This window comes from Pantoea sp. JV6, assembly GCF_025910055.1.
Lineage (GTDB): Bacteria > Pseudomonadota > Gammaproteobacteria > Enterobacterales > Enterobacteriaceae > Pantoea > Pantoea agglomerans.
The window spans coordinates 477,703-499,189 of record NZ_JAPCIM010000012.1 but is presented as its reverse complement, the minus strand read 5'-3'; the positions used below and the strand labels follow the sequence as shown (position 1 = coordinate 499,189).

21 protein-coding genes are annotated in these 21,487 nt (G+C 54.8%); 12 read left to right on the top strand and 9 right to left on the bottom strand.

Going from position 1 to position 21,487, the window contains the following annotated elements; genetic code table 11:
* Positions 1 to 241 precede the first annotated feature (241 nt).
* From OK412_RS12620 to nagB, 4 genes are all read right to left on the bottom strand, one after another.
* Entirely contained in the window at positions 242 to 994 is a 753-nt protein-coding gene (locus tag OK412_RS12620; RefSeq protein ID WP_010260664.1) for an HAD-IIA family hydrolase, read from the bottom strand.
* A 186-nt stretch (positions 995 to 1,180) separates the two neighbouring features.
* Positions 1,181 to 2,401 carry a DNA-binding transcriptional regulator NagC gene (gene nagC / locus OK412_RS12615; RefSeq protein ID WP_010260667.1) on the bottom strand — a complete coding sequence of 407 codons (1,221 nt, stop codon included), beginning with the start codon at positions 2,399 to 2,401 and terminating at the stop codon, positions 1,181 to 1,183.
* A 7-nt stretch (positions 2,402 to 2,408) separates the two neighbouring features.
* Positions 2,409 to 3,557 (bottom strand): N-acetylglucosamine-6-phosphate deacetylase, encoded by a 1,149-nt coding sequence (nagA, locus tag OK412_RS12610; RefSeq protein WP_010671285.1) that lies wholly within the window; start codon positions 3,555 to 3,557, stop codon positions 2,409 to 2,411.
* A gap of 62 nt (positions 3,558 to 3,619) precedes the next feature.
* Positions 3,620 to 4,420 carry a glucosamine-6-phosphate deaminase gene (gene nagB / locus OK412_RS12605; protein WP_010260676.1) on the bottom strand — a complete coding sequence of 267 codons (801 nt, stop codon included), beginning with the start codon at positions 4,418 to 4,420 and terminating at the stop codon, positions 3,620 to 3,622.
* A gap of 328 nt (positions 4,421 to 4,748) precedes the next feature.
* Here nagB and nagE point away from each other — a divergent pair, with 328 nt between their 5' ends.
* The 3 genes from nagE to OK412_RS12590 all read left to right on the top strand — a co-directional run bounded on the left by nagE (position 4,749) and on the right by OK412_RS12590 (position 9,227).
* Positions 4,749 to 6,776 (top strand): N-acetylglucosamine-specific PTS transporter subunit IIBC, encoded by a 2,028-nt coding sequence (gene nagE / locus OK412_RS12600; RefSeq protein ID WP_031293061.1) that lies wholly within the window; start codon positions 4,749 to 4,751, stop codon positions 6,774 to 6,776.
* A 152-nt stretch (positions 6,777 to 6,928) separates the two neighbouring features.
* The gene (gene glnS, locus OK412_RS12595; RefSeq protein WP_010671287.1) at positions 6,929 to 8,596 is read left to right on the top strand and encodes a glutamine--tRNA ligase; all 1,668 of its coding nucleotides are present in this window, start codon (positions 6,929 to 6,931) and stop codon (positions 8,594 to 8,596) included.
* Positions 8,597 to 8,831: 235 nt separating this feature from the next.
* Positions 8,832 to 9,227 carry a hypothetical protein gene (locus OK412_RS12590; RefSeq protein WP_010260686.1) on the top strand — a complete coding sequence of 132 codons (396 nt, stop codon included), beginning with the start codon at positions 8,832 to 8,834 and terminating at the stop codon, positions 9,225 to 9,227.
* Positions 9,228 to 9,298: 71 nt separating this feature from the next.
* Here the strand turns inward: OK412_RS12590 and fur are convergent, their stop codons facing one another.
* The 4 genes from fur to ybfF form a co-directional block, all read right to left on the bottom strand.
* A complete protein-coding gene (gene fur / locus OK412_RS12585) occupies positions 9,299 to 9,742 on the bottom strand; it encodes a ferric iron uptake transcriptional regulator (protein ID WP_009091454.1) in 444 nt (147 codons plus the stop codon).
* Positions 9,743 to 10,090: 348 nt separating this feature from the next.
* Positions 10,091 to 10,621: a flavodoxin FldA gene (gene fldA / locus OK412_RS12580; protein WP_010671288.1), complete on the bottom strand. Its 531-nt coding sequence runs from the start codon at positions 10,619 to 10,621 to the stop codon at positions 10,091 to 10,093.
* 132 nt (positions 10,622 to 10,753) lie between these two features.
* Positions 10,754 to 11,029 (bottom strand): LexA regulated protein, encoded by a 276-nt coding sequence (ybfE, locus tag OK412_RS12575; RefSeq protein WP_010260688.1) that lies wholly within the window; start codon positions 11,027 to 11,029, stop codon positions 10,754 to 10,756.
* A gap of 168 nt (positions 11,030 to 11,197) precedes the next feature.
* Positions 11,198 to 11,962: an esterase gene (gene ybfF, locus OK412_RS12570; RefSeq protein WP_264353224.1), complete on the bottom strand. Its 765-nt coding sequence runs from the start codon at positions 11,960 to 11,962 to the stop codon at positions 11,198 to 11,200.
* Between the two features lie 250 nt (positions 11,963 to 12,212).
* On the opposite strand from ybfF, the gene seqA reads away from it, so the two are divergent.
* Entirely contained in the window at positions 12,213 to 12,761 is a 549-nt protein-coding gene (gene seqA / locus OK412_RS12565; RefSeq protein ID WP_010260690.1) for a replication initiation negative regulator SeqA, read from the top strand.
* Positions 12,762 to 12,787: 26 nt separating this feature from the next.
* Positions 12,788 to 14,428, top strand: a complete 1,641-nt coding sequence (gene pgm / locus OK412_RS12560) for a phosphoglucomutase (alpha-D-glucose-1,6-bisphosphate-dependent) (RefSeq protein ID WP_264353223.1) — start codon at positions 12,788 to 12,790, stop codon at positions 14,426 to 14,428.
* Between the two features lie 100 nt (positions 14,429 to 14,528).
* Here pgm and kdpE read toward each other — a convergent pair whose 3' ends face one another.
* Complete coding sequence (gene kdpE, locus OK412_RS12555; RefSeq protein ID WP_010260694.1) at positions 14,529 to 15,203, bottom strand: two-component system response regulator KdpE; 675 nt, start codon at positions 15,201 to 15,203, stop codon at positions 14,529 to 14,531.
* Between the two features lie 257 nt (positions 15,204 to 15,460).
* Here kdpE and OK412_RS12550 point away from each other — a divergent pair, with 257 nt between their 5' ends.
* The 7 genes from OK412_RS12550 to pxpA all read left to right on the top strand — a co-directional run bounded on the left by OK412_RS12550 (position 15,461) and on the right by pxpA (position 21,437).
* Entirely contained in the window at positions 15,461 to 15,661 is a 201-nt protein-coding gene (locus tag OK412_RS12550) for a YbfA family protein (RefSeq protein ID WP_010260696.1), read from the top strand.
* A 154-nt stretch (positions 15,662 to 15,815) separates the two neighbouring features.
* Positions 15,816 to 16,772 carry a YbgA family protein gene (locus OK412_RS12545; RefSeq protein ID WP_010260698.1) on the top strand — a complete coding sequence of 319 codons (957 nt, stop codon included), beginning with the start codon at positions 15,816 to 15,818 and terminating at the stop codon, positions 16,770 to 16,772.
* 12 nt (positions 16,773 to 16,784) lie between these two features.
* Positions 16,785 to 18,209, top strand: coding sequence for a deoxyribodipyrimidine photo-lyase (gene phrB, locus OK412_RS12540; RefSeq protein ID WP_264353222.1), 1,425 nt, complete (start codon positions 16,785 to 16,787; stop codon positions 18,207 to 18,209).
* Positions 18,210 to 18,227: 18 nt separating this feature from the next.
* A complete protein-coding gene (locus tag OK412_RS12535; protein WP_010260703.1) occupies positions 18,228 to 18,971 on the top strand; it encodes a type 2 GTP cyclohydrolase I in 744 nt (247 codons plus the stop codon).
* A 159-nt stretch (positions 18,972 to 19,130) separates the two neighbouring features.
* Positions 19,131 to 19,787 carry a 5-oxoprolinase subunit PxpB gene (gene pxpB, locus OK412_RS12530; protein WP_033771143.1) on the top strand — a complete coding sequence of 219 codons (657 nt, stop codon included), beginning with the start codon at positions 19,131 to 19,133 and terminating at the stop codon, positions 19,785 to 19,787.
* Positions 19,781 to 20,710: a 5-oxoprolinase subunit PxpC gene (gene pxpC, locus OK412_RS12525; protein ID WP_052270804.1), complete on the top strand. Its 930-nt coding sequence runs from the start codon at positions 19,781 to 19,783 to the stop codon at positions 20,708 to 20,710. The genes pxpB and pxpC overlap by 7 nt, the downstream gene beginning before the upstream one ends.
* Complete coding sequence (pxpA, locus tag OK412_RS12520) at positions 20,700 to 21,437, top strand: 5-oxoprolinase subunit PxpA (RefSeq protein WP_010260713.1); 738 nt, start codon at positions 20,700 to 20,702, stop codon at positions 21,435 to 21,437. The genes pxpC and pxpA overlap by 11 nt, the downstream gene beginning before the upstream one ends.
* Positions 21,438 to 21,487: the final 50 nt, after the last annotated feature.

The window sequence follows — 21,487 nt, the reverse complement described above, 5'->3', positions numbered from 1 at the left end:
GTGATACATAAGAAAATGCGCTATTTGGTGCATTCAATGCAAGAGGAATCGTGATTTACTGATAAAAAGATTGCTTGCATGGCAATAAAATTGAATAAACGATAATTTTAAAGCCTGTTCTTTGATGGATCAGCAATAAATTAGCTTTTGTGAGCAGAAATCAGACAGTAAAAGTGGGAGATATAGCGCAAAAAGGGGGGACGCATCACAGATTAGCCGGATGCGTCATAAGAGAAATGAATCAGAACAGGTCGATATCGGCCACAGAAGGGTAGATCCAGTCCGGACGGAACGGCATGGCATCGATATCACTCAGCGTCGAGACGCCGGAGAGCACCAGCACCGTCTCCAGACCCGCCTGAAAACCGGCCAGAATATCGGTTCGCAGATTGTCACCGACAATCACGGTCTCTTCCGAGTGGGCCTGCATTTTGTTCAGCGCGGCGCGCATAATGTAGGGGCTGGGCTTGCCGACCACAAACGGGCGACGGCCTGATATCTTCTCAATACCCGCACAGAGTGCGCCACAGGCAGGAATAAAACCGCGCGCATGAGTATCCGGGTTGGTGGCAATAAAGCGGGCGCCATTAGCCACGAAGAAAGCCGCTTTATGCATCATGTCCCAGTTAAACGAGCGCGTCTCTCCGACAATGACAAAATCGGGATTCACATCGGTAATGGTAAAGCCCGCTTTGTAGAGTTCATGAATCAGTGCGCCCTCACCAATCACATACGCCTTTTTGCCCTCCTGACGGCGCAGGAAGTCGGCGGTTGCCATTGCGGAGGTATAGAAAACGGAGTCGGGCACCTCGACACCGGCCGAGGCAAAGCGGTTTGCCAGATCCTGCTCGGTTTGCGAGGGATAGTTCGTCAGCACCACCAGCGGCATCTCTTTGGCCAGAATGCGCTGTAAAAACTCCTGTGCGCCGGGAACGGCCGTGTTGTCGTGCATCAGCACGCCATCGATATCACAAATTACGCTTTTAATGGTCATAGTCAGATCCGATATGGCCCGCCACAGCAGCGGGTTAGCTTAGAGCCTATCCCATTAGGCTATTTTATTTGTCATTCTGAACCTGGGCAGTGCTCACAATCCTCACGTACTACGTGTACGCTCCGGTTGTTCCGCGCTGTCCGTGTCCAGACTGCCTGCACCAATTACGCCTACTGGGATAGGCTCTTAGTCTTCCAGAAGATGTTGCAGCAGAATGCCGTTAAGCATGGCACGTTTAGCGAGCGCAAAGGCGCCAATAGCGGAACGATGATCCAGGGTGGAACGCACGACCGGCAGATTTTTACGGAAGGCCTCTAATGCCTGAGTATTAATGCAGCCCTCAATCGCGGGCAGCAGCACTTTTTCTGCTTCAGTGATCTCACCCGCCAGCACCACTTTTTGCGGATTAAACAGGTTGATCGCAATCGCAATAGCTTTGCCAAGATAACGGCCAACGTGCTCAACCACTTCGCAGGCCAGTGCATCACCCTGATTGGCCGCTTTGCAGATGTGGGATATCTGGCACGCCTCCAGCGTCAGTACGCTGGGATAGCCCTGATTCAGCAGATGCCGTACCCGATTTTCAATGGCGCCGTTGGCGGCAATAGTCTCAAGGCAGCCAAAGTTGCCGCAGTGACAGCGCTCGCCAAGCGGGTCGACCTGAATGTGTCCGATCTCGCCAACGTTGCCGTTGCTGCCGAGAAAAATATGGCCGTTGGCAATAATGCCGGCGCCCGTGCCCCGGTGTAAACGCACCAGAATTGAGTCAGCACAGTCGCGGCTTGCACCGAAATAGTGCTCAGCCAGCGCCAGGCTGCGAATATCATGACCTACAAAACTGGTAACGTTAAAACGTTTTTTCAGACTGGCGACCAGCGGCCAGCGGCTGACAGAGATGTGTGGCATATAGCGGATCACGCCGTTAATCGGATCGACCAGCCCTGGCAGGATCACTGAAATCGCGATCAGCTCGCGAATTTTACGCTGGTGCTGCTCAATGAAGCTGCTGATGGCGTTAAACAGCGCATGTTCCAGCGTCTCCTGGGTGCGTTCCGGCAGCGCATAATCTTCCTGCGCCAGCGATTTACCGCTGAGGTCAAACAGAGTCAGGGTGGCGTCGTTGCGTCCGAGGCGGACGCCGATGGTATGGAAATGGCGGGTTTCAGTGATAATGGAGATGGCGCGGCGACCACCGGTAGACGCCTGCTGGTCTACCTCTTTGATCAGGCCGCGCTCAATCAACTGACGGGTAATTTTGGTGACGCTGGCGGGCGCGAGCTGGCTAAGTTCGGCAATCTGAATGCGCGATATCGGCCCCTGTTGATCAATCAGCCGGTAAACCGCTGCGCTATTGAGTTGCTTAACAAGATCGACATTTCCTATTTGTGACTGGCCGCCAGTGGTCATTCAGTGCTTACTCGCTCAGGACGTCGTCTCCGTTGACAAACGTCTTTATGATTTTAAAGTCGCGCGTAAACACAGTCAGGTTCGCGATTTTTCCTGCTTCGATCGAGCCTGACTGCCTTTCCACGCCCATCGCCCGTGCCGGGTAGAGTGTTGCCATGCGCAACGCTTCGTCCAGTGCGATCCCTGCATGCTCAACGCTGTTTTGTACCGCTTCAATCATCGTCAGGGCAGAACCACTTAATGTGCCGTTTTCGTCGACACAGAGCCCATCGCGATAATAGATTGTTTTGCCTGCAAAAATAAACTCGCTTATGTCCGCGCCAGCCGGTGCAGTGGCATCCGTGACCAGCACCAGTTTGTCGCCTTTGATGCGTTTTGCATTGCGCACGTTAGCGTAATGTACATGTAAACCGTCCGCAATAATGCCGCAGTATACATCAGGCGAATCAAACAGCGCACCGATAAGCCCGGGTTCACGTCCGGCAAAGGTGGGCATGGCGTTGTAGAGGTGCGTCGCGAAACTCACACCAGCAGAAAAGCCCGCTTTAGCCTCTTCATAGGTCGCATTCGAGTGACCGGCTGAGACAATAATCCCGGCATCAGTCAATTGACGAATCACATCGCTACCCGCATTTTCAGGGGCAAGCGTGACTTTGGTGATGACGTCCGCGTTGTCACACAGGTATTGCACCATTGCCGCATCCGGCAGGCGAATCAGCGCCGGATCGTGGGTGCCTTTTTTCGCTTTGCTCAGCCAGGGCCCTTCCAGATGCAGACCCAGCGCCTGATTCTGATGTTTCTGCAGGTAGGCGCGCATGGTTTCAATCGCCCGCTTCATCAGGGCGTCGCTGCTGGTTATCAGCGTCGGTAAAAAGCTGGTGCAGCCAGACTTTTCATTGGCGCGCTGCATCGTTTCCAGCGTTTCAATGCTGAGCGCCTCAAGGCTGTCATTGAACTGCACGCCACCGCAGCCATTGAGCTGGAGATCGATAAAGCCTGGCGCAATATTCGCCCCCGCCATATCCCGCTGCTCAATATCCGCCGGGAGCGCTTCACGCGGACAGACGCGCGCTATACGCCCATCGGCAACCACCACCGCGTGATTATCCAGAACCTCATGGCCACTGTAGATTCGACCGTTAACTAATGCGTACATCTTTCTTCTCCCGTCCTGGCCTGCTGTCACTCAGCGTAACAGCAGGGCATGACAATGTTCTGTTACACGCCTTTCATATTTTCCGCTTCCATTTCGCGGAAATATTTCACGGTTTTCACTTTCAGTTCCATGGTGGCCGGCTCATCGCACACTACCACCGATTTCGCGTGCAGCTGCAGGCAGCTGATGGTCCACATATGATTAACGTTGCCTTCAACCGCCGCCTGTAATGCCTGCGCTTTAACATGGCCGGTAACCAGAATCATCACTTCCTCTGCATCCAGCAGCGTACCGACGCCGACCGTCAGCGCATATTTAGGCACCTGATCAACATCACCGTTAAAGAAGCGGGAGTTCGCCACGCGGGTGTCATGGGTCAGGGTTTTAATGCGGGTACGGGAAGCGAGAGAGGAAGCCGGTTCGTTAAAGGCGATATGACCGTCGTTGCCAACGCCGCCCATGAACAGGTGAATTTTACCCAGCGCGCGAATTTTCTCTTCGTACTGACGACATTCTGCGTCAATATCGGGGGCATTACCATTCAGCAGGTTGATATTTTCCGGTTGAATATCAACGTGATCGAAGAAATTGCGATACATGAAGCTGTGATAGCTCTCAGGATGCTCTTTTGGCAGGCCAACATATTCATCCATATTGAATGTCACGACGTTTTTAAAACTGACCTGGCCCGCTTTGTGCATATCAATCAGGTGTTTGTACGCTTCCAGTGGCGTACCGCCGGTTGGCAGACCCAGGACAAAAGGTTTATCCGCCGTCGGGTTAAACGCATTGATACGATTAACAATATGTCGGGCGGCCCATTTTCCCACCTGGGTTGGTGTCGCTAAAGGAATCAGTCTCATGTTTCACCTCAATTGAAAATAGAAAGGGGATGGCTAAGCCGTTGCGTGAGTCACCAATCTGAACAGATGATTCATTGTCGCCATGGCCAGCGCATAATTCAATATTTCGGATCATAAAATAAGTTTACGGTCATAGCCAGATGTTGCCGTATGAAACGATGTTTTTTAGTGATAAAAATCACATTTACCAGGCTTTTAATTTGCGAGGCGAATTAATTTATCATTACACTTCGCTGCGTGATATGAAGTGTATTAACGATCTTTGCAGCTGACATAACAACATTAAGCAGCGCAAAGCGACAAGTCAGGCTCATAGGGGGAAGGGGATATGTTAGGTTACTTACAAAAGGTGGGGCGCGCACTGATGGTGCCGGTAGCAACCCTGCCAGCAGCAGCGATATTAATGGGCGTGGGCTACTGGATCGATCCAGACAGCTGGGGCGCAGGTAATGCGCTGGCGGCATTGCTGATCAAGTCGGGTGCTGCCATCATTGAAAACATGTCAGTGCTGTTTGCGATTGGTGTCGCGTATGGCATGTCGAAAGATAAAGATGGTGCGGCAGCCCTGACCGGCTTTGTCGGATTCCTGGTAGTCACCACGCTCTGCTCACCGGCCGCGGTGGCGATGATACAGAAGATGCCGGTTGACCAGGTGCCTGTGGCGTTTGGTAAAATTAATAACCAGTTTGTCGGTATTCTGGTCGGTATCCTGTCGGCGGAGGTCTATAACCGCTTCAGCCACGTCGAGCTGCCGAAAGCACTCTCCTTCTTCAGCGGACGGCGACTGGTGCCGATTCTGGTCTCGTTCCTGATGATCCTGGTCGCCTTTATCCTCATGTATATCTGGCCGGTTATCTTTAACGGTCTGGTGGGCTTTGGTGAACATATCCAGAAGCTCGGCTCTGCCGGTGCCGGTATCTACGCCTTCTTTAACCGCCTGCTGATTCCGGTCGGTCTGCATCACGCCCTGAACTCGGTGTTCTGGTTCGATGTTGCGGGCATTAATGACATTCCTAAATTCCTTGGCGGTGCACAGTCACTGGCTGACGGATCGGCAACTGTCGGCATCACCGGTCGTTATCAGGCGGGCTTCTTCCCGATCATGATGTTTGGTCTGCCGGGTGCTGCGCTGGCTATCTACCACTGTGCGCGTCCTGAGAACCGCGTCAAAGTGGGTAGTATCATGCTGGCCGCGGCGTTTGCTGCCTTCTTTACGGGTATTACCGAACCGCTGGAGTTCTCCTTCATGTTCGTGGCACCCGTGCTTTATCTGATCCACGCCGTCCTGACCGGTATTTCTGTCTTCATCGCTGCCAGCATGCACTGGATTGCCGGATTTGGTTTCAGCGCCGGGCTGGTGGATATGGTGCTGTCGACCCGTAATCCGCTGGCGACACACTGGTACATGCTGATCCCGCAGGGTCTGGTCTTCTTCGTTATCTATTATGTGGTGTTCCGCTTTACCATCAAAAAATTCAACCTGATGACGCCGGGCCGCGAGCTGGCGGTTGATGGTGATGAAACTGATGGTTATGACGTTAACGTTGATAAAACGGATAGCGGTGAAAGTGCCACAGAGTCACTGGCGCGCCGCTACATTGGGGCGATTGGTGGTTCAGCTAACTTAACCAGCATCGATGCCTGTATCACCCGTCTGCGTCTTAACGTGAATGACTCGGCGCAGGTGAATGAGGCGGTTGCTAAGCGCCTTGGCGCGTCCGGCGTGATCCGTCTTAACAAACAGAGCGTGCAGATCATCGTAGGTACCCAGGCAGAAAGCATCGCCTCGGCCATGAAAAAAGTGCTGACCAAAGGTCCGGTCGCTGCAGCGGCTACCAGCAGTGCGCCGGCCGAGCCGGACGTTAAACCGCAGGCGGTGCTGAACAGTGAGAAGCAGGTCATCGCCACGCTGCTGGCGCCGGTCAGCGGTGAAGTCGTGGCGCTGGATGATGTGCCGGATGAAGCCTTTGCCAGCAAAGCGGTGGGCGACGGTCTGGCGATCAAGCCCAGCGACAAATGGGTAGTGGCACCGATTGCCGGTACGCTGGTGAAAATCTTTAACACCAATCATGCCTTCTGTCTGGAAACCGACAATGGCGTGGAGATTGTGGTGCACATGGGGCTGGATACCGTGGCGCTGGAAGGTAAAGGCTTTACCCGTCTGGTTGAAGAGGGGGCCAGCGTGGTCGCCGGTCAGCGAGTACTGGAGATGGACCTTGAATTCCTTAACGCCAATGCCCGCTCAATGGTGAGTCCGGTCGTGGTCAGCAACAGCGACGATTTCGCCGGTCTGACTTTACTGGCACAGGGTCAGGTAATAGCAGGGGAAACCCCGCTGTATGAAGTGAAAGGCTAATCCCCGCAACAGAACCCCACAGGCAGGAAGCGATTCCTGCCTTTTTTGTTTTAAAGGCTTAACAAACGGTTGTTTCCCTCAGACGCTTTGTGGATCATACTCCGTTACTTCGTGGTACAAATCACCCGTTATTCGTATTGAGGATTTTTGAGATGAGTGAGGCTGAAGCCCGCCCAACTAACTTTATTCGTCAGATCATTGACGAAGATTTGGCGAGCGGTAAGCACAGCAGCGTGCATACCCGTTTTCCGCCGGAGCCCAATGGCTATCTGCATATTGGTCATGCGAAATCGATCTGTCTGAATTTTGGCATCGCCCAGGACTATCAGGGGCAATGCAACCTGCGTTTCGACGATACCAATCCGGTTAAAGAGGATATGGAATTCGTTGAATCCATCAAGCGTGACGTTCAGTGGCTGGGTTTTGAGTGGAGCGGTGAGGTCTGTTACTCATCAAACTATTTCGATCAGCTCTACAACTATGCCATCGAGCTGATTTCCAAAGGACTGGCCTACGTTGATGAACTGAGTCCGGATGAGATTCGTGAATATCGCGGCACCCTGAAAGAGCCGGGTAAAAACAGCCCTTATCGCGATCGCAGCGTGGAAGAGAATCTGGCGCTGTTTGAGAAGATGCGAAACGGTGAGTTTGCCGAAGGCACCGCCTGTCTGCGCGCCAAAATCGACATGGCCTCTAATTTCATCGTGATGCGCGATCCGGTGCTTTACCGCATCAAGTTCGCGGAACACCACCAGACCGGCAATAAGTGGTGCATCTACCCGATGTATGACTTTACCCACTGCATCTCCGATGCGCTGGAAGGCATTACGCACTCGCTCTGTACGCTGGAGTTTCAGGACAACCGCCGTCTCTATGACTGGGTGCTGGACAACATCACAATTCCGGTTCATCCGCGTCAGTATGAATTCTCGCGCCTGAATCTGGAGTATGCGGTGATGTCGAAACGTAAACTCACTCAGCTGGTGACCGAGAAGCACGTAGAAGGGTGGGACGATCCGCGCATGCTGACCGTTTCAGGTCTGCGTCGTCGTGGTTACACCGCCGCTTCTATCCGTGAGTTCTGCCGTCGTATTGGCGTGACTAAGCAAGATAACATCGTGGAGATGGCTTCGCTGGAGTCCTGTATCCGTGATGATCTTAACGAGAATGCGCCCCGCGCCATGGCGGTTTTAGATCCGCTTAAAGTGGTGATCGAAAACCTGCCAGCAGGCCATAGCGAAATCGTCACCATGCCAAATCATCCGGGTAAACCGGAGATGGGCACGCGTGAAGTGCCGTTCAGCCGCGAGATCTGGATCGATCGCGCGGATTTCCGTGAAGAGGCGAACAAACAATATAAGCGTCTGGTGCTGGGCAAAGAAGTTCGCCTGCGTAACGCCTATGTGATTCGTGCTGAGCGGGTCGCCAAAGATGAAGCGGGCAACATTACCTGCATCTACTGCACCAGCGATGTTGATACGCTGAGCAAAGATCCAGCCGATGGCCGCAAAGTCAAAGGCGTGATTCACTGGGTTTCTGCGGATCACGCGCAGCCAGCTGAGTTCCGTCTGTATGATCGTCTGTTCAGTGTGCCAAATCCGGCTGCTGCAGAGGATTTCCTGGCGGTCATTAATCCTGAGTCACTGACCATCAAAAACGGCTTTGTTGAACCCAGCCTGCGCGATGTGGAACCAACAACACCGTTTCAGTTTGAACGTGAAGGTTATTTCTGCGCCGACAGCGTTTACTCGAAACCGACGCAACTGGTGTTTAACCGCACCGTCGGTCTTCGTGATACCTGGACCAAAACGGGCGAATAAATTTTTTGGGGCTGACCTCATAAAATGACAAAAGGGCGATTTATCGCCCTTTTTTATTGCCCCGATTTTTACCATCGCCGACGTTTATTCTGCACTAACCACAACCGGTTCAATACCGCCTTGTGGGAGTAATCTGAGTTTAAAAAAATTAATCAATTACAGGATGTGAATTGTCAGCTTTCAGGTAGGCTATCCGCTCTCAGAGGTTGCAAAGCGGGTTACAGAAGGAAAAAAAATGACAGTTCTCGCCCAGGAAGCCAAACACAGTGTCGTCGTTTTACATCAGCTCATTGAACGTATTTTTAATCAGCCAGCCGGATCTGATGACAGTTTCCAGCTGCTGATGTCCTATTTTCATCCTGAATTTCGCATGGTGACCCCAAAGGGCAAAGAGTACAATCTGAACGAGGTCGAGGATCTTTTTCAGCAGTTACAAGGGCAGCGGGAAGGGATGCGCATTGCCACCTGTGAACATGTCATTCTCTCTCATCATGAAAAAGAGATCGTCGTACAGTATCGCGAAATGCAGATGATGAACGGCAATAACCAGAGCCGCATTTCGCTGGCCATTCTGGATTGCAGCAGCTCCATTCCACGCTGGCGCTATCTGCAGGAGACGCTGGTCGCGTGAGGTGAGGGCAGAAAACAGACGAAAAAAAACCGGTGAATTCACCGGTTTTTTTATTTCAGGCCGCGCCAGCGTTACTGGTCGTGCAGCGTTTCGTCTTCACGGCAATCGCCCAGCGTACAGTGTCCATAGAGATAGAGGCTGTGGTTGGTCAGCTTGATGCCATGGCGGGTCGCGATTTCACGCTGACGCGTTTCAATCGATTCGTCGCTGAACTCGATAACCTTGCCGCAATCCAGGCAGATCAGGTGATCGTGGTGATGCTGCTGCGTCAGTTCGAAGACAGACTTGCCGCCTTCAAAGTTGTGACGAGTCACAATACCGGCATCATCAAACTGGTTCAGAACACGGTAAACGGTCGCCAGGCCAATCTCTTCGCCAATGTCGATCAGGCGTTTATACAAATCTTCCGCACTGACGTGATGGCACTCAGGTTCCTGAAGCACTTCCAGAATTTTCAGTCTGGGCAGCGTTACTTTCAGGCCAGCCTTCTTTAATGCGGTGTTGTTGTCAGTCATGCGGATTTTGTCCTGTTACTAATATTCACTTTTGTGGCTTATCGCCTTGAATGTCGATCTGTGCTCATTCTCATTTGCGTCTCATTATAGAACTGAAGCGATGAAATGAAAACCAGAGGGCGTGTCTGAATCATCATGGGCTATTGGGGATTCGTCACCGGGCCGGGGAAGATTCTGACAGAGGTCTGTTAGCACATCACTTAGTCTTGCCGCCTGAGAAAATAAGCGGAAGATCGATGCGGGTATTCTACAGATTAAACGGAGAAAGTTAAAAAAATGTGGCTATTATTTCTATAGGCATTTTCATTGCCTCAATGTGAGCTGGCGCTCACATTGAGTCGGGCAGGATCAGGCTTCGATGATCTCTTTCAGCTGCAGTTCATCAAAAATCTGCTTAACCCACTGCTCCACACGCTGGCTGGTCAGCTCAGGCTGGCGATCTTCGTCAATGGCCAGGCCCAGGAAGTGGGTGTCATCGGCCAGGCCTTTCGAGGCTTCGAAGTGGTAGCCTTCAGTTGGCCAGTGTCCGACAATGACGGCACCGTGCGGTTCGATAATGTCGCGAATCGTGCCCATGGCATCACAGAAATACTCTGCGTAATCTTCCTGGTCGCCACAGCCAAACAGCGCAACCAGCTTGCCGTTAAAATCGATCTCTTCCAGCGTCGGGAAAAAGTCATCCCAGTCGCACTGCGCTTCGCCGTAGTACCAGGTCGGAATACCCAGCAGCAGGATATCAAACGCTTCCAGATCTTCTTTTGTGCTTTTTGCGATGTCATGGACTTCTGCAACATCTGTACCCAGCTGTTTCTGGATCATTTTTGCAATGTTTTCGGTATTGCCAGTATCGCTGCCGAAGAAGATGCCTACGAGTGCCATGAGTAAAATAACCTCTTAAATCCTGATGATGAGATGTGTGCCGCAGCACATTTCAGCGAATAATAGCAGACGAGAGAAAACCGGTGAACGGTTAAAGCCCCGACATTTGCCTCTGCGTGCGATTTGCCCGCATTAATCCAGTTTGAGCTGTGCCAGTAGCATCTGTTCTATCAGTTCGCTACGGCTGAGATTGCGCTGTTCTGCCAGCGTATTGAGTGCATCGACGGCGTCACTGTTCATTTTCAGTTCGACACGACGAAGCCCGCGTCCTTTGTCACGTTTCAGTTGATTGCGCTTGTTAATGCGCAGCTGTTCATCACGCGAAAGCGGACTGGTTTTGGGTCGACCAGGGCGGCGCTCATCAGCAAAGAGATCGAGCGTCGTGCGGTCAGTCTGTTCTTTTGCCATGGCTTAGTAAAACTGAATGGGGGCGGGCGCCAGACACTCACCGCGCAGATTATAAATTATTGGCCATTGCCGCAGCAAAACTGACCCGCGGCAAAATTTTAGCGCGCCATCATACTTCACGCTTACGCCGGACGCCAATCCTAAACCTTTACCGCCATCTATTTGCTTTTAAAGCGCAAAAAAGCGACGGACACTGCGCAAAACGGCATCGGGTTTCTCTGCATGAACCCAGTGTCCTGCGCCACCGATCACATGCGCCTGAGCGGCCGGGAACTGCTGCAGCAACGCATCGCGATAGCTGTTATCCAGGTAGCTGGAGTCGCCGCCGCGAATAAACAGCGCCGGGTGATTCCAGGCGGGAACCGGCTGCCAGCCAGATATCGTGGTGTAGTTATCCCACAGCACCGGGACGTTGAAGCGCCACTCCCCCTCCTGGAAGGATTTCAGCAGGAACTGGATCACCCCTTCTTCCTCTATCAGCGTTCGCATGACCTTCGCCGCCTCGCTGCGGGATGAGACGCCCGCATCGGTGACGGCACGAATGCCGGCAAATATCTGGTCATGAAGGCGCGTCTGGTAATCCACCGGGGCGATATCGATCATCACCAGACGCTCAATGCGTTCCGGCACCAGCGCGCTCATGGTCATGGCGATTTTACCGCCCATCGAGTGTCCGATCACCGCGACGCGATCAATGCCATGTGCATCCAGTGTTTCGACCATATCCTGCGCCATTACAGCGTAGTTCATCTCGTCGGATCGTGGTGAAAGTCCGTGGTTGCGGACATCTACCTGCAGCAACGGACCGGCATCTTTCAGCCCGCGCGCCAGCACGCCAAGGTTATCGAGACTGCCAAACAGACCGTGAATAAGCAGGATGGGCAGAGAATCAGCAGGGGATTGTTCAGTTTGCAGACGGGCGTTCAAAATCATAGCAAAGTTCTTAAGTTTGAGACCTGAGCTTAGGTTATCATGGTTTCACCTTTTCAGGCGCGCCGGTTCCGGCGGCATTAGGACATATTCTGACTTTTGCCCGTAAACCGTTTGATTGCTAACAACCCGCCTGACTTTAACTTTATAATCCTGATGTTAGAACCCACACACCCTTTGAATTGCCTGACTATACTCAGAGCTTTTCAGGAAACAGGTGGTTCTGTCATGAGAAAGAACCGTACGGAATAAGATGAAAACGATCGAAGTTGACGAAGAGCTCTACCGTTATATTGCCAGCCACACGCAACACATTGGTGAAAGCGCATCCGACATTCTGCGTCGTATGCTGAAGTTCACGGCCGGTCAGACTGCACCCGCTTCGCCTGCACAGCCAGCCTCAAAAGATGCAGCGAAAGAGTCCCAGCCTGCGTCTGTGGGTTCGCGCCCGCAGGATCGTGTCCGCGCGGTGCGCGAGCTGCTGCTTTCCGATGAATATGCGGAGCAGAAGCGGGCGGTGAATCGCTTTATGCTTATCTTGTCAACGCTCTATCGTCTTGATACCGCAGCCTTTGCTGAAGCTACTGCATCTCTGCAGGGCCGCACCCGCGTCTATTTTGCAGGTGATGAGCATACGCTGTTGCAGAATGGCACCCATACTAAGCCGAAGCATGTGCCCGGCACGCCGTACTGGGTGATCACCAACACCAATACTGGTCGTAAATGCAGCATGATCGAACACATCATGCTCTCGATGCAGTTCCCTGCGGAACTGACCGAGAAAGTTTGCGGCACCATTTAAAACTTAAGCGTCAGGGAGCAGCGCCAATGGCCAATCACCCACGTGCCGGGCAACCCGCCCAGCAGAGCGATTTGATTAACGTTGCACAATTAACGTCACAATATTATGTCCTGCAGCCCGATGTGGCGAACCCGGAACATGCGGTGAAATTTGGCACTTCCGGCCATCGCGGCAGTGCAGGGCGTCAAAGCTTCAACGAGATGCACATTCTGGCGATCGCTCAGGCGATTGCCGAAGAGCGTAAAAAGAATGGTATCACCGGGCCTTGCTACGTCGGTAAAGACACCCATGCGCTGTCAGAACCCGCCATCCTGTCTGTTCTGGAAGTGCTGGCGGCGAACGGCGTTGATGTGATTGTGCAGCAGGATAATGGCTATACGCCGACCCCTGCGATCTCGAATGCGATTCTTGAGCACAACAAAGCGGGTGGCGCGCTGGCTGACGGCATCGTGATTACGCCGTCGCATAACCCACCAGAAGATGGCGGCATCAAGTACAACCCACCTAACGGCGGACCTGCTGATACCAACGTCACCAAAGTGGTTGAAGATCGTGCCAATCAGCTGATCAAAGATGGCCTGAAAGAGGTGAAACGTCTGCCGCTGGAGCAGGCGATGGCCAGCGGTCATGTGGTCGAAAAAGATCTGATCCAGCCTTATGTTGAAGGTCTGGCAGAGATTATCGACTTCCCGGCGATTCAGAAAGCGGGCCTGAAGCTGGGTGTGGATCCACTGGGTGGTTCCGGTATTGCTTACTGGCAGCGTATTGCTGAGCACTACAAGCTGGATCTGACGCTGGTGAATGACGCGGTCGATCAGACCTTCCGCTTTATGCATCTGGATAAAGATGGCGTGGTCCGCATGGACTGCTCGTCTGAAAGCGCAATGGCAGGCCTGCTGGCTTACCGTGACAAGTTCGATCTGGCGTTCGGCAACGATCCCGATTATGACCGTCACGGCATTGTGACCCCGGCGGGTCTGATGAATCCAAACCACTATCTGGCGGTGGCGATCAACTATCTGTTCCAGCACCGCCCACAGTGGGGTCAGGATGTTGCCGTGGGTAAAACCCTGGTCTCCAGCGCCATGATTGACCGTGTGGTCAACGACATTGGTCGCAAGCTGGTGGAAGTGCCGGTGGGTTTCAAATGGTTTGTTGATGGTCTGTATGACGGCAGCCTCGGTTTCGGTGGCGAAGAGAGCGCAGGCGCTTCATTCCTGCGTTTCGACGGTACGCCGTGGTCTACGGACAAAGATGGCATCATCATGTGTCTGCTGGCCGCTGAAATTACTGCCGTAACCGGTAAAAATCCGCAGCAGCACTATGACGAACTGGCAGCACGCTTTGGCGCACCAAGCTACAACCGTCTGCAGGCATCAGCCACCTCAGCGCAGAAAACCGCGCTGTCGAAGCTGTCACCGGAGATGGTCAGCGCTGATACGCTGGCGGGTGATCCTATCACCGCTCGTCTGACTGCCGCGCCAGGCAATGGTGCATCTATCGGCGGTCTGAAAGTGATGACGGAGAATGGCTGGTTTGCTGCCCGTCCTTCAGGCACCGAAGACGCTTACAAAATCTACTGTGAAAGCTTCCTGGGCGCTGAACACCGCGCGCAGATTGAGAAAGAAGCCGTTGAGATTGTCAGCGAAGTGCTGAAAAACGCCTGATTACCCTGTTCCCTGCGCCTCGGGGTTTATCCGTTGCGGTCAGTATTTGCTCAGATTTGAGTTTGTTTGCAGTCATGAAAGGCGCCTCTGGCGCCTTTTTTTATGGCATAAAGCGATAGCCGATCCCGGTTTCCGTCAGCAGATGAGCCGGTTGTGTCGGATTGGCTTCCAGCTTCTGGCGCAGATGTCCCATATAGATGCGCAGATAGTGGCTGTGCTCCACCGCATTGGGTCCCCAGACCTGGCTCAGCAACTGCCGCTGCGTCAGCACCTTGCCGGCATTGTTAAGCAGAATACTCAACAGACGAAATTCAATCGGGGTAAGGTGAATCTCGCTGCTGCCGCGCTGTACCCGTCGTGCGGCGAAATCGACGCTGACGTCGGCGAACGTCACCCTGGCATCCGGCTGCTGGCCACTATGACGACGCAGCGCAACCCGGACGCGCGCCAGCAGTTCGCCAATGCCAAAGGGTTTGGTCAGATAGTCATCTGCCCCCGCATCCAGTGCGGCGATCTTATCCTGCTCATCGCTGCGCGCTGACAGCACAATCACCGGTATGGCGCTCCACTGGCGCAGGTCACGAATGAAATCGGTGCCATCTCCATCCGGCAGACCCAGATCCAGGATCACTAAGTCCGGCTTGCGGGTCGCCGCTTCAATCAGTCCGCGTTGCAGTGTATCGGCATCAAACACCTTAAGGGCTTCATTTTCCAGCGCCAGCCGGACAAAGCGCCGGATCTCTTTTTCATCTTCAACGATCAAAACCGTGGTCACGCAATACCTGCCTTGAGTGGGGACCGAAGCGCTACTTTATCAACATTTTATGCTGGCGTCCGCGACCATAATCTGTCGGCCCTTTCAACGCTAACGCAACCAGGCGGTAACCTTTTTGTAACTTAATTACAGGTTGATTCTTAAACAGCAAAAATAGCGGTAAATAAGTGGTCAGATGAGTAGTAAAATTACACAACCTGGCGTAAAGTTGAACACAGATCACATTCACACTATTTCACTTACCGGGAGGAGAAACCATGTATCGGGCTTATCCACGTTATAAAATTATTGCGCGACGTACGCTGGTGGTTCTTCTCGGCGTACTGGCGTTTCCTGTTATGCTGTTTCGACAGGATCGGGCACGTTTCTACAGCTATCTGCACCGCGTCTGGTGTAAGACCAGCGCCAAGCCGGTCTGGCTGGCGCAGGCGGAAGCGGGCGGTGGCGCGTTCTGGTGATTTCCCCTGCCGCAAAACAGGCCTGGTCAACTGACCGGGCTTTTTTTTGCGTTTTTTCTGAGAATAAGCGATCCGGAATCCCGTTTTAACCCTTTATTCCTGACCATTTTACGCTACACTTAAACCTCTACAAGATTTCGGAGGTTGTACAAGTATGAGCAAAAAAATCCCCGTTGGAATCAGTGCATGCCTGCTCGGCGACCGCGTCAGATTTGATGGTGGGCATAAGCGTCTTACTTTTGCGACCGACGATCTCACCCCATTTGTCCGTTTTGAGCCCATCTGCCCTGAGATGGCGATTGGTCTGCCAACGCCGCGCCCGGCATTGCGTCTGGTGAAGCAGGGCGATGATGAGCTGCATCTCTGCTTCAGCAAAGATGGCGGAGAAGAGGTTACGACGCAGATGCGTGACTGGTCTGCTGAGCGGGTAAAATCGCTGCATCACCTCTGTGGCTATATCCTCTGCGCCAAATCACCCAGTTGTGGCATGGAACGGGTGCGGGTCTATGAGCCCGATAACAACAATAACCGCAAAGCAGGCACCGGTATTTTTACTGAATTCCTGCAGCGCGAGATGCCCTGGCTGCCGCTGGAAGAAGATGGTCGTCTGCACGATCCCGCCCTGCGTGAGAACTTTATCGGTCGTGTCTGCGCGCTGCATGAATTTAATCAGATGTGGGAAAGCGGTCTGACCCGGCAGGGACTGATCGCCTTCCACAGCCGTTACAAGCTGATGATGCTGGCGCATTCGCAGGAGAAATACCGCGAGCTGGGACCCTTTGTCGCCTCCATGAGCCAGTGGGAGTCGCTGGACGCCTTTGCCTTTGAGTACCGCAATCGCATGATGGAACTGATGTCACGTCCCGCCTCACGTCGCAATCACACCAATGTGCTGATGCATGTGCAGGGCTACTTCCGCACGCATCTGAGTTCACCGCAGCGCCAGGAACTGGCAACGCTGATTGACCGCTATCGTCAGGGCACACAACCGCTGCTGGTGCCGATTACCATTCTCAAACACTACATGGCGGAGTACCCGCACCCGTGGCTGGCCCAGCAACGCTATTTCGATCCCTATCCCGAAGCCTTGTGCTTACGCTACGGACAGTAATACAGGAGGAGTATGACCACCCATCTGGTCTGGCTGCGTAACGATTTACGCGTCAACGACAATCTGGCGCTGCACGCCGCCTGCCGCGACAGCGATGCAAAAGTGATTGCGCTCTACCTTGCCACGCCAGCACAGTGGCAGCAGCATGACATGTCACCGAAGCAGGCGGCGTTTATCCACGCCAGTCTGTTGCAGGTGCAGCGTGCGCTGGCGGAGCGGGGCATTGAACTGCACTATCAGGCGTGTCACGCCTTCAGCGACAGTATTGATGCGCTGCTGCAGTTCTGCGCTAAGCAGCAGGTCGATCAGCTCTTCTATAATTACCAGTATGAAGTTAATGAACGCCAGCGCGATGCGGAGGCTGAAAAGCGTCTCGACGACGCGGGCGTGATTTGCCAGGGCTTTGATGACAGCCTGTTGCTGCCGCCCGGCAGTGTGCAGAGCGGCGATCGCTCGATGTATAAGGTGTTTACCCCGTTCAGCAAAGCCTTTGTCCGCCGCTTGCAGCAGGGGCTGCCTGAGTGCGTGCCTGCGCCGAAAGCGCGCGAAGGCGCACCGCTGAAAGCCTCCCCGATTCCCGCCTTTGACTATCCAACCGAAGCCTTTGATCAGGATCTGTTTCCGCCAGGCGAAGCGGCGGCGCTGAAGCGGTTGCGCCATTTCGCCACGCAACCGGTTATCGACTATCCCGCTAAGCGCGACCTTCCGGCGCTGGACGCCACCAGCCGTCTGTCGGTTTATCTGGCGACCGGCGTACTGTCGCCACGTCAGTGCCTGCATCGCGTGCTGCATGAACATCCCGATGCGCTGGACAACAGCCGCGCGTTCACCTGGCTGAACGAGCTGATCTGGCGTGAATTCTACCGTCATCTGCTGGTTGCCTGGCCGGCGCTGTGCCGACACAAGCCGTTTATCGACTGGACGCGAAACGTTGAATGGCAGCGTAACGACGCACATTTCGACGCCTGGAAAGCGGGTAAAACCGGCTATCCGATTGTCGATGCCGCAATGCGTCAGATGAAGGCGCTGGGCTGGATGCACAACCGCTTACGGATGATCACCGCCAGTTTCCTGGTCAAAGATCTGCTGATCGACTGGCGTGAAGGTGAACGCTATTTCATGCAGCAGCTGATTGATGGTGACCTGGCCGCGAACAACGGCGGCTGGCAGTGGGCGGCCTCGACCGGCACGGATGCGGCGTCCTATTTCCGCATCTTTAACCCGACCACGCAGGGCGAGCGCTTCGATGAGAAGGGGGATTTTATCCGTCACTATCTGCCTGAACTGGCCGGGGTCCCTGACAGTGATATTCACCAGCCCCATGTCTGGGCTGAGAAGCATCATAAGAAACTCGATTATCCGGCACCAATCGTGGATCATAAGGTGGCACGTAAAAAGACATTAGACGCCTTTGAGCGCGCCAAGAGCGCAGCCTGAGGCCTCGAAGGAGCCTGAATGAACCATTACGAATTAGAGACGCTGATCAATCAGCAACTCGATAGCCACAGTTTCAGCGATTACGCCCCCAACGGTTTGCAGGTTGAGGGACGCAGCGAGATCAAAACGATTATCACCGGCGTCACTGCCTGTCAGGCGCTGCTGGATGAGGCGGTGGCGCGTCAGGCCGATGCGATTATTGTCCATCATGGCTATTTCTGGAAAAGTGAACCGGCCGCGATTAAAGGTATGAAGCGCCGTCGTCTGCGGACCCTGCTGGCCAACGATATCAATCTCTATGGCTGGCACCTGCCGCTCGACGCGCATCCTGAATTAGGCAACAACGCCCAGCTGGCGAAACTGCTGGATATCGAAGTGCGCGGCGAAGTGATGCCGCTGGTGTTCTGGGGTGAGCTGGCTGAGCCCCTGTCCGGCGAGCAGCTGGCCCGCCGAATTGGTGAGCGGCTGGGACGTGAACCGCTGCATTGTGGTGACAACGCGCCAGCGCTGATCCGTCGCATTGCCTGGTGCAGCGGGGGCGGGCAGGGCTTTATCGACCAGGCGGCTGCGGCGGGCGTCGATGCCTTTATCACCGGTGAAGTCTCTGAACAGACTATTCACAGCGCGCGTGAGCAGGGGCTGCATTTCTTTGCCGCAGGCCATCACGCCACCGAGCGCGGCGGCGTAAAAGCGCTGGGCGACTGGCTGGCGCAACACCACGATCTTGATGTGACCTTCATCGATATCCCCAATCCTGCCTGACACTCTCCCTTGTCCTGCGCGCCTGCGCAGGACCTAAATCTGTTGACACATCCCTGTCACTTTCGCATAACTGTTTGCTTTACGTAGATAAGCAATGGGCTGCACCGGGCATCCGGTCAGGTCGGCCAGGCGCGATCTCAACTGAGCGGGAGGTAGCTGTTGCAACGAGCACGGTGTTATTTATTGGGTGAACGCGCTGTCGTGCTGGAGCTGGAACCGCCGGTCTCACTGGAGAGCCAGCAACGAATCTGGGGACTGAATCAGCGACTGCACGACTATGCCAGCGTGCTGGAGGTGATCCCCGGCATGAACAACATCACCCTGATCCTGCGTGATCCCCAGCAGAGCGCGCTGGACGCAATAGAGCGGCTTCAGCGCTGGTGGGAAGAGAGTGAAGCGCAGTTGCCGGAGTCGCGTCAGGTGGAGATCCCGGTGATCTATGGCGGCGAGTCTGGCCCCGATCTGACGGTGGTGGCGGAACACGCCGCGCTGACGCCCCGTCAGGTGGTTGAGCTGCACAGCAGTAGCGACTATGTGGTCTTTTTTATCGGCTTTCAGCCCGGTTTTCCCTATCTGGGCGGACTGGATCCGCGCCTGCACATCCCGCGGCGTGCTGAGCCCAGGGTTGCAGTGCCCGCCGGCTCGGTGGGCATCGGCGGCAGCCAGACCGGCGTCTATCCGCTGGCTTCGCCCGGCGGCTGGCAGTTGATTGGCCAGACGCGCACCGCGCTGTTTGATCCCCTGCAGCAACCGCCCACGCTGCTCCGTCCCGGTGACAGGGTTCGCTTTGTGCCGCAACAGGAGGGCGTATGTTAAACATTCTGCGAGCCGGCCTGGCCGCCACTATTCAGGATGCGGGCCGTTACGGCTGGCGTCAGTATGGCATCAGCCCTGGCGGTGTGCTGGATCATCCCGCGATGTTCACCGCCAATGTGCTGGTGGGCAATGATCCCGACAGCGCGGTGCTGGAGATGGTGCTCGGCCAGTTCAAAGCGGAGTTTACCCGCGATGGCTGGTTTGCGCTGACCGGCGCAGGCTGCCATGCGGAGCTTGACGGCCAGCCGGTCTGGACGGGCTGGCGCACGCCGGTGAAACGGGGGCAGCTCCTGTCACTGGCGATGCCGCAGCGCGGTATGCGCAGCTATCTGGCAGTGCAGGGCGGTTTTGATATTCCTGCGATGCTCGGCTCTGCCAGCACCGATCTAAAAGCAAAATTTGGCGGCTTTCAGGGGCGAGCCTTGCAGGATGGCGATCAGCTCCCGCTGGGTAAACCGACCCGCACGTTTGACCGTAAAGTCGGGGTGCGGCAACTGCTATGGGGCAACCGCATCCGCGCACTACCTGGCCCGGAGTATCACGAGTTCAGCCGTGAAGCGCAGCAGGCGTTCTGGCGTACCGCATGGAAACTCAGCCCGCAAAGTAACCGGATGGGATACCGGCTTGAGGGACGCAAGCTTGAGCGCGAGAGCCCGCGCGAGCTGCTGTCACACGGCGTAATGCCGGGTGTGATTCAGGTGCCGCCGAACGGACAGCCTATCGTGCTGATGGCGGATGCCCAGACCACCGGCGGCTATCCGCGCATCGCCTCGGTTATCGAAGCCGATCTCTATCACCTGGCACAAATCCGGCTGGGTGAGCCGATTCACTTTATTCACTGCACCCTGCCGGAAGCGATGCTGGCACGTCAGCATCAGCAACGCGCCCTGGACCAGATGAAGTGGGGACTCCATGAAAATTGATTTAAACGCCGACCTGGGCGAGGGCTGCGCCAGCGATCAGGCGCTGCTGCAACTGGTGAGTTCCGCCAACATCGCCTGTGGTTTTCACGCAGGTGATGCGCAGACCATGCTGCAGTCGGTGCGCTGGGCACAGGCATCCGGCGTCGCGATTGGTGCGCATCCCGCTTTTCCCGATCGGGAGAACTTTGGCCGCAGCGCCATGCAGCTGCCGCCGGAAACGGTCTACGCCCAGATGATCTACCAGATTGGTGCGCTGAAAAGTCTGGCGGAAAGCGAAGGTGCGCGGCTGCTTCATGTTAAACCGCACGGCATGCTCTACAACCAGGCTGCGGCCGATCCGGTGCTGGCGGATGCCATTGCCCGCGCCATCAGGGCGGTCGACAGTCAGCTGATTGTGGTGGGACTGGCTAACAGCGAATCGATTCGCGCGGCGGCGCATTACGGCTTACGCACGCGGGAAGAGGTGTTCGCCGACCGTGGCTATCTCAGCAGCGGTGCGCTGGTGCCGCGCAGCGAGCCGGGCGCGCTGATTGAAGATGAACAGCAGGCTATCAGTCAGACGCTGACGATGGTGCAGCAGGGCAAAGTCAAAAGTATCACCGGAGAATGGGTAGCGGTAAATGCACAGACCGTCTGCTTACATGGCGACGGCGCGCACGCCCTGCAATTTGCACAGCGGTTGCGTGATGCGTTTGCCGATCAGCAGATTCGTGTCACCAGCAACTGAATAACCACACTTAGCCCGGCGTATGCCGGGTTTTTCAACTCTGAGGGAAA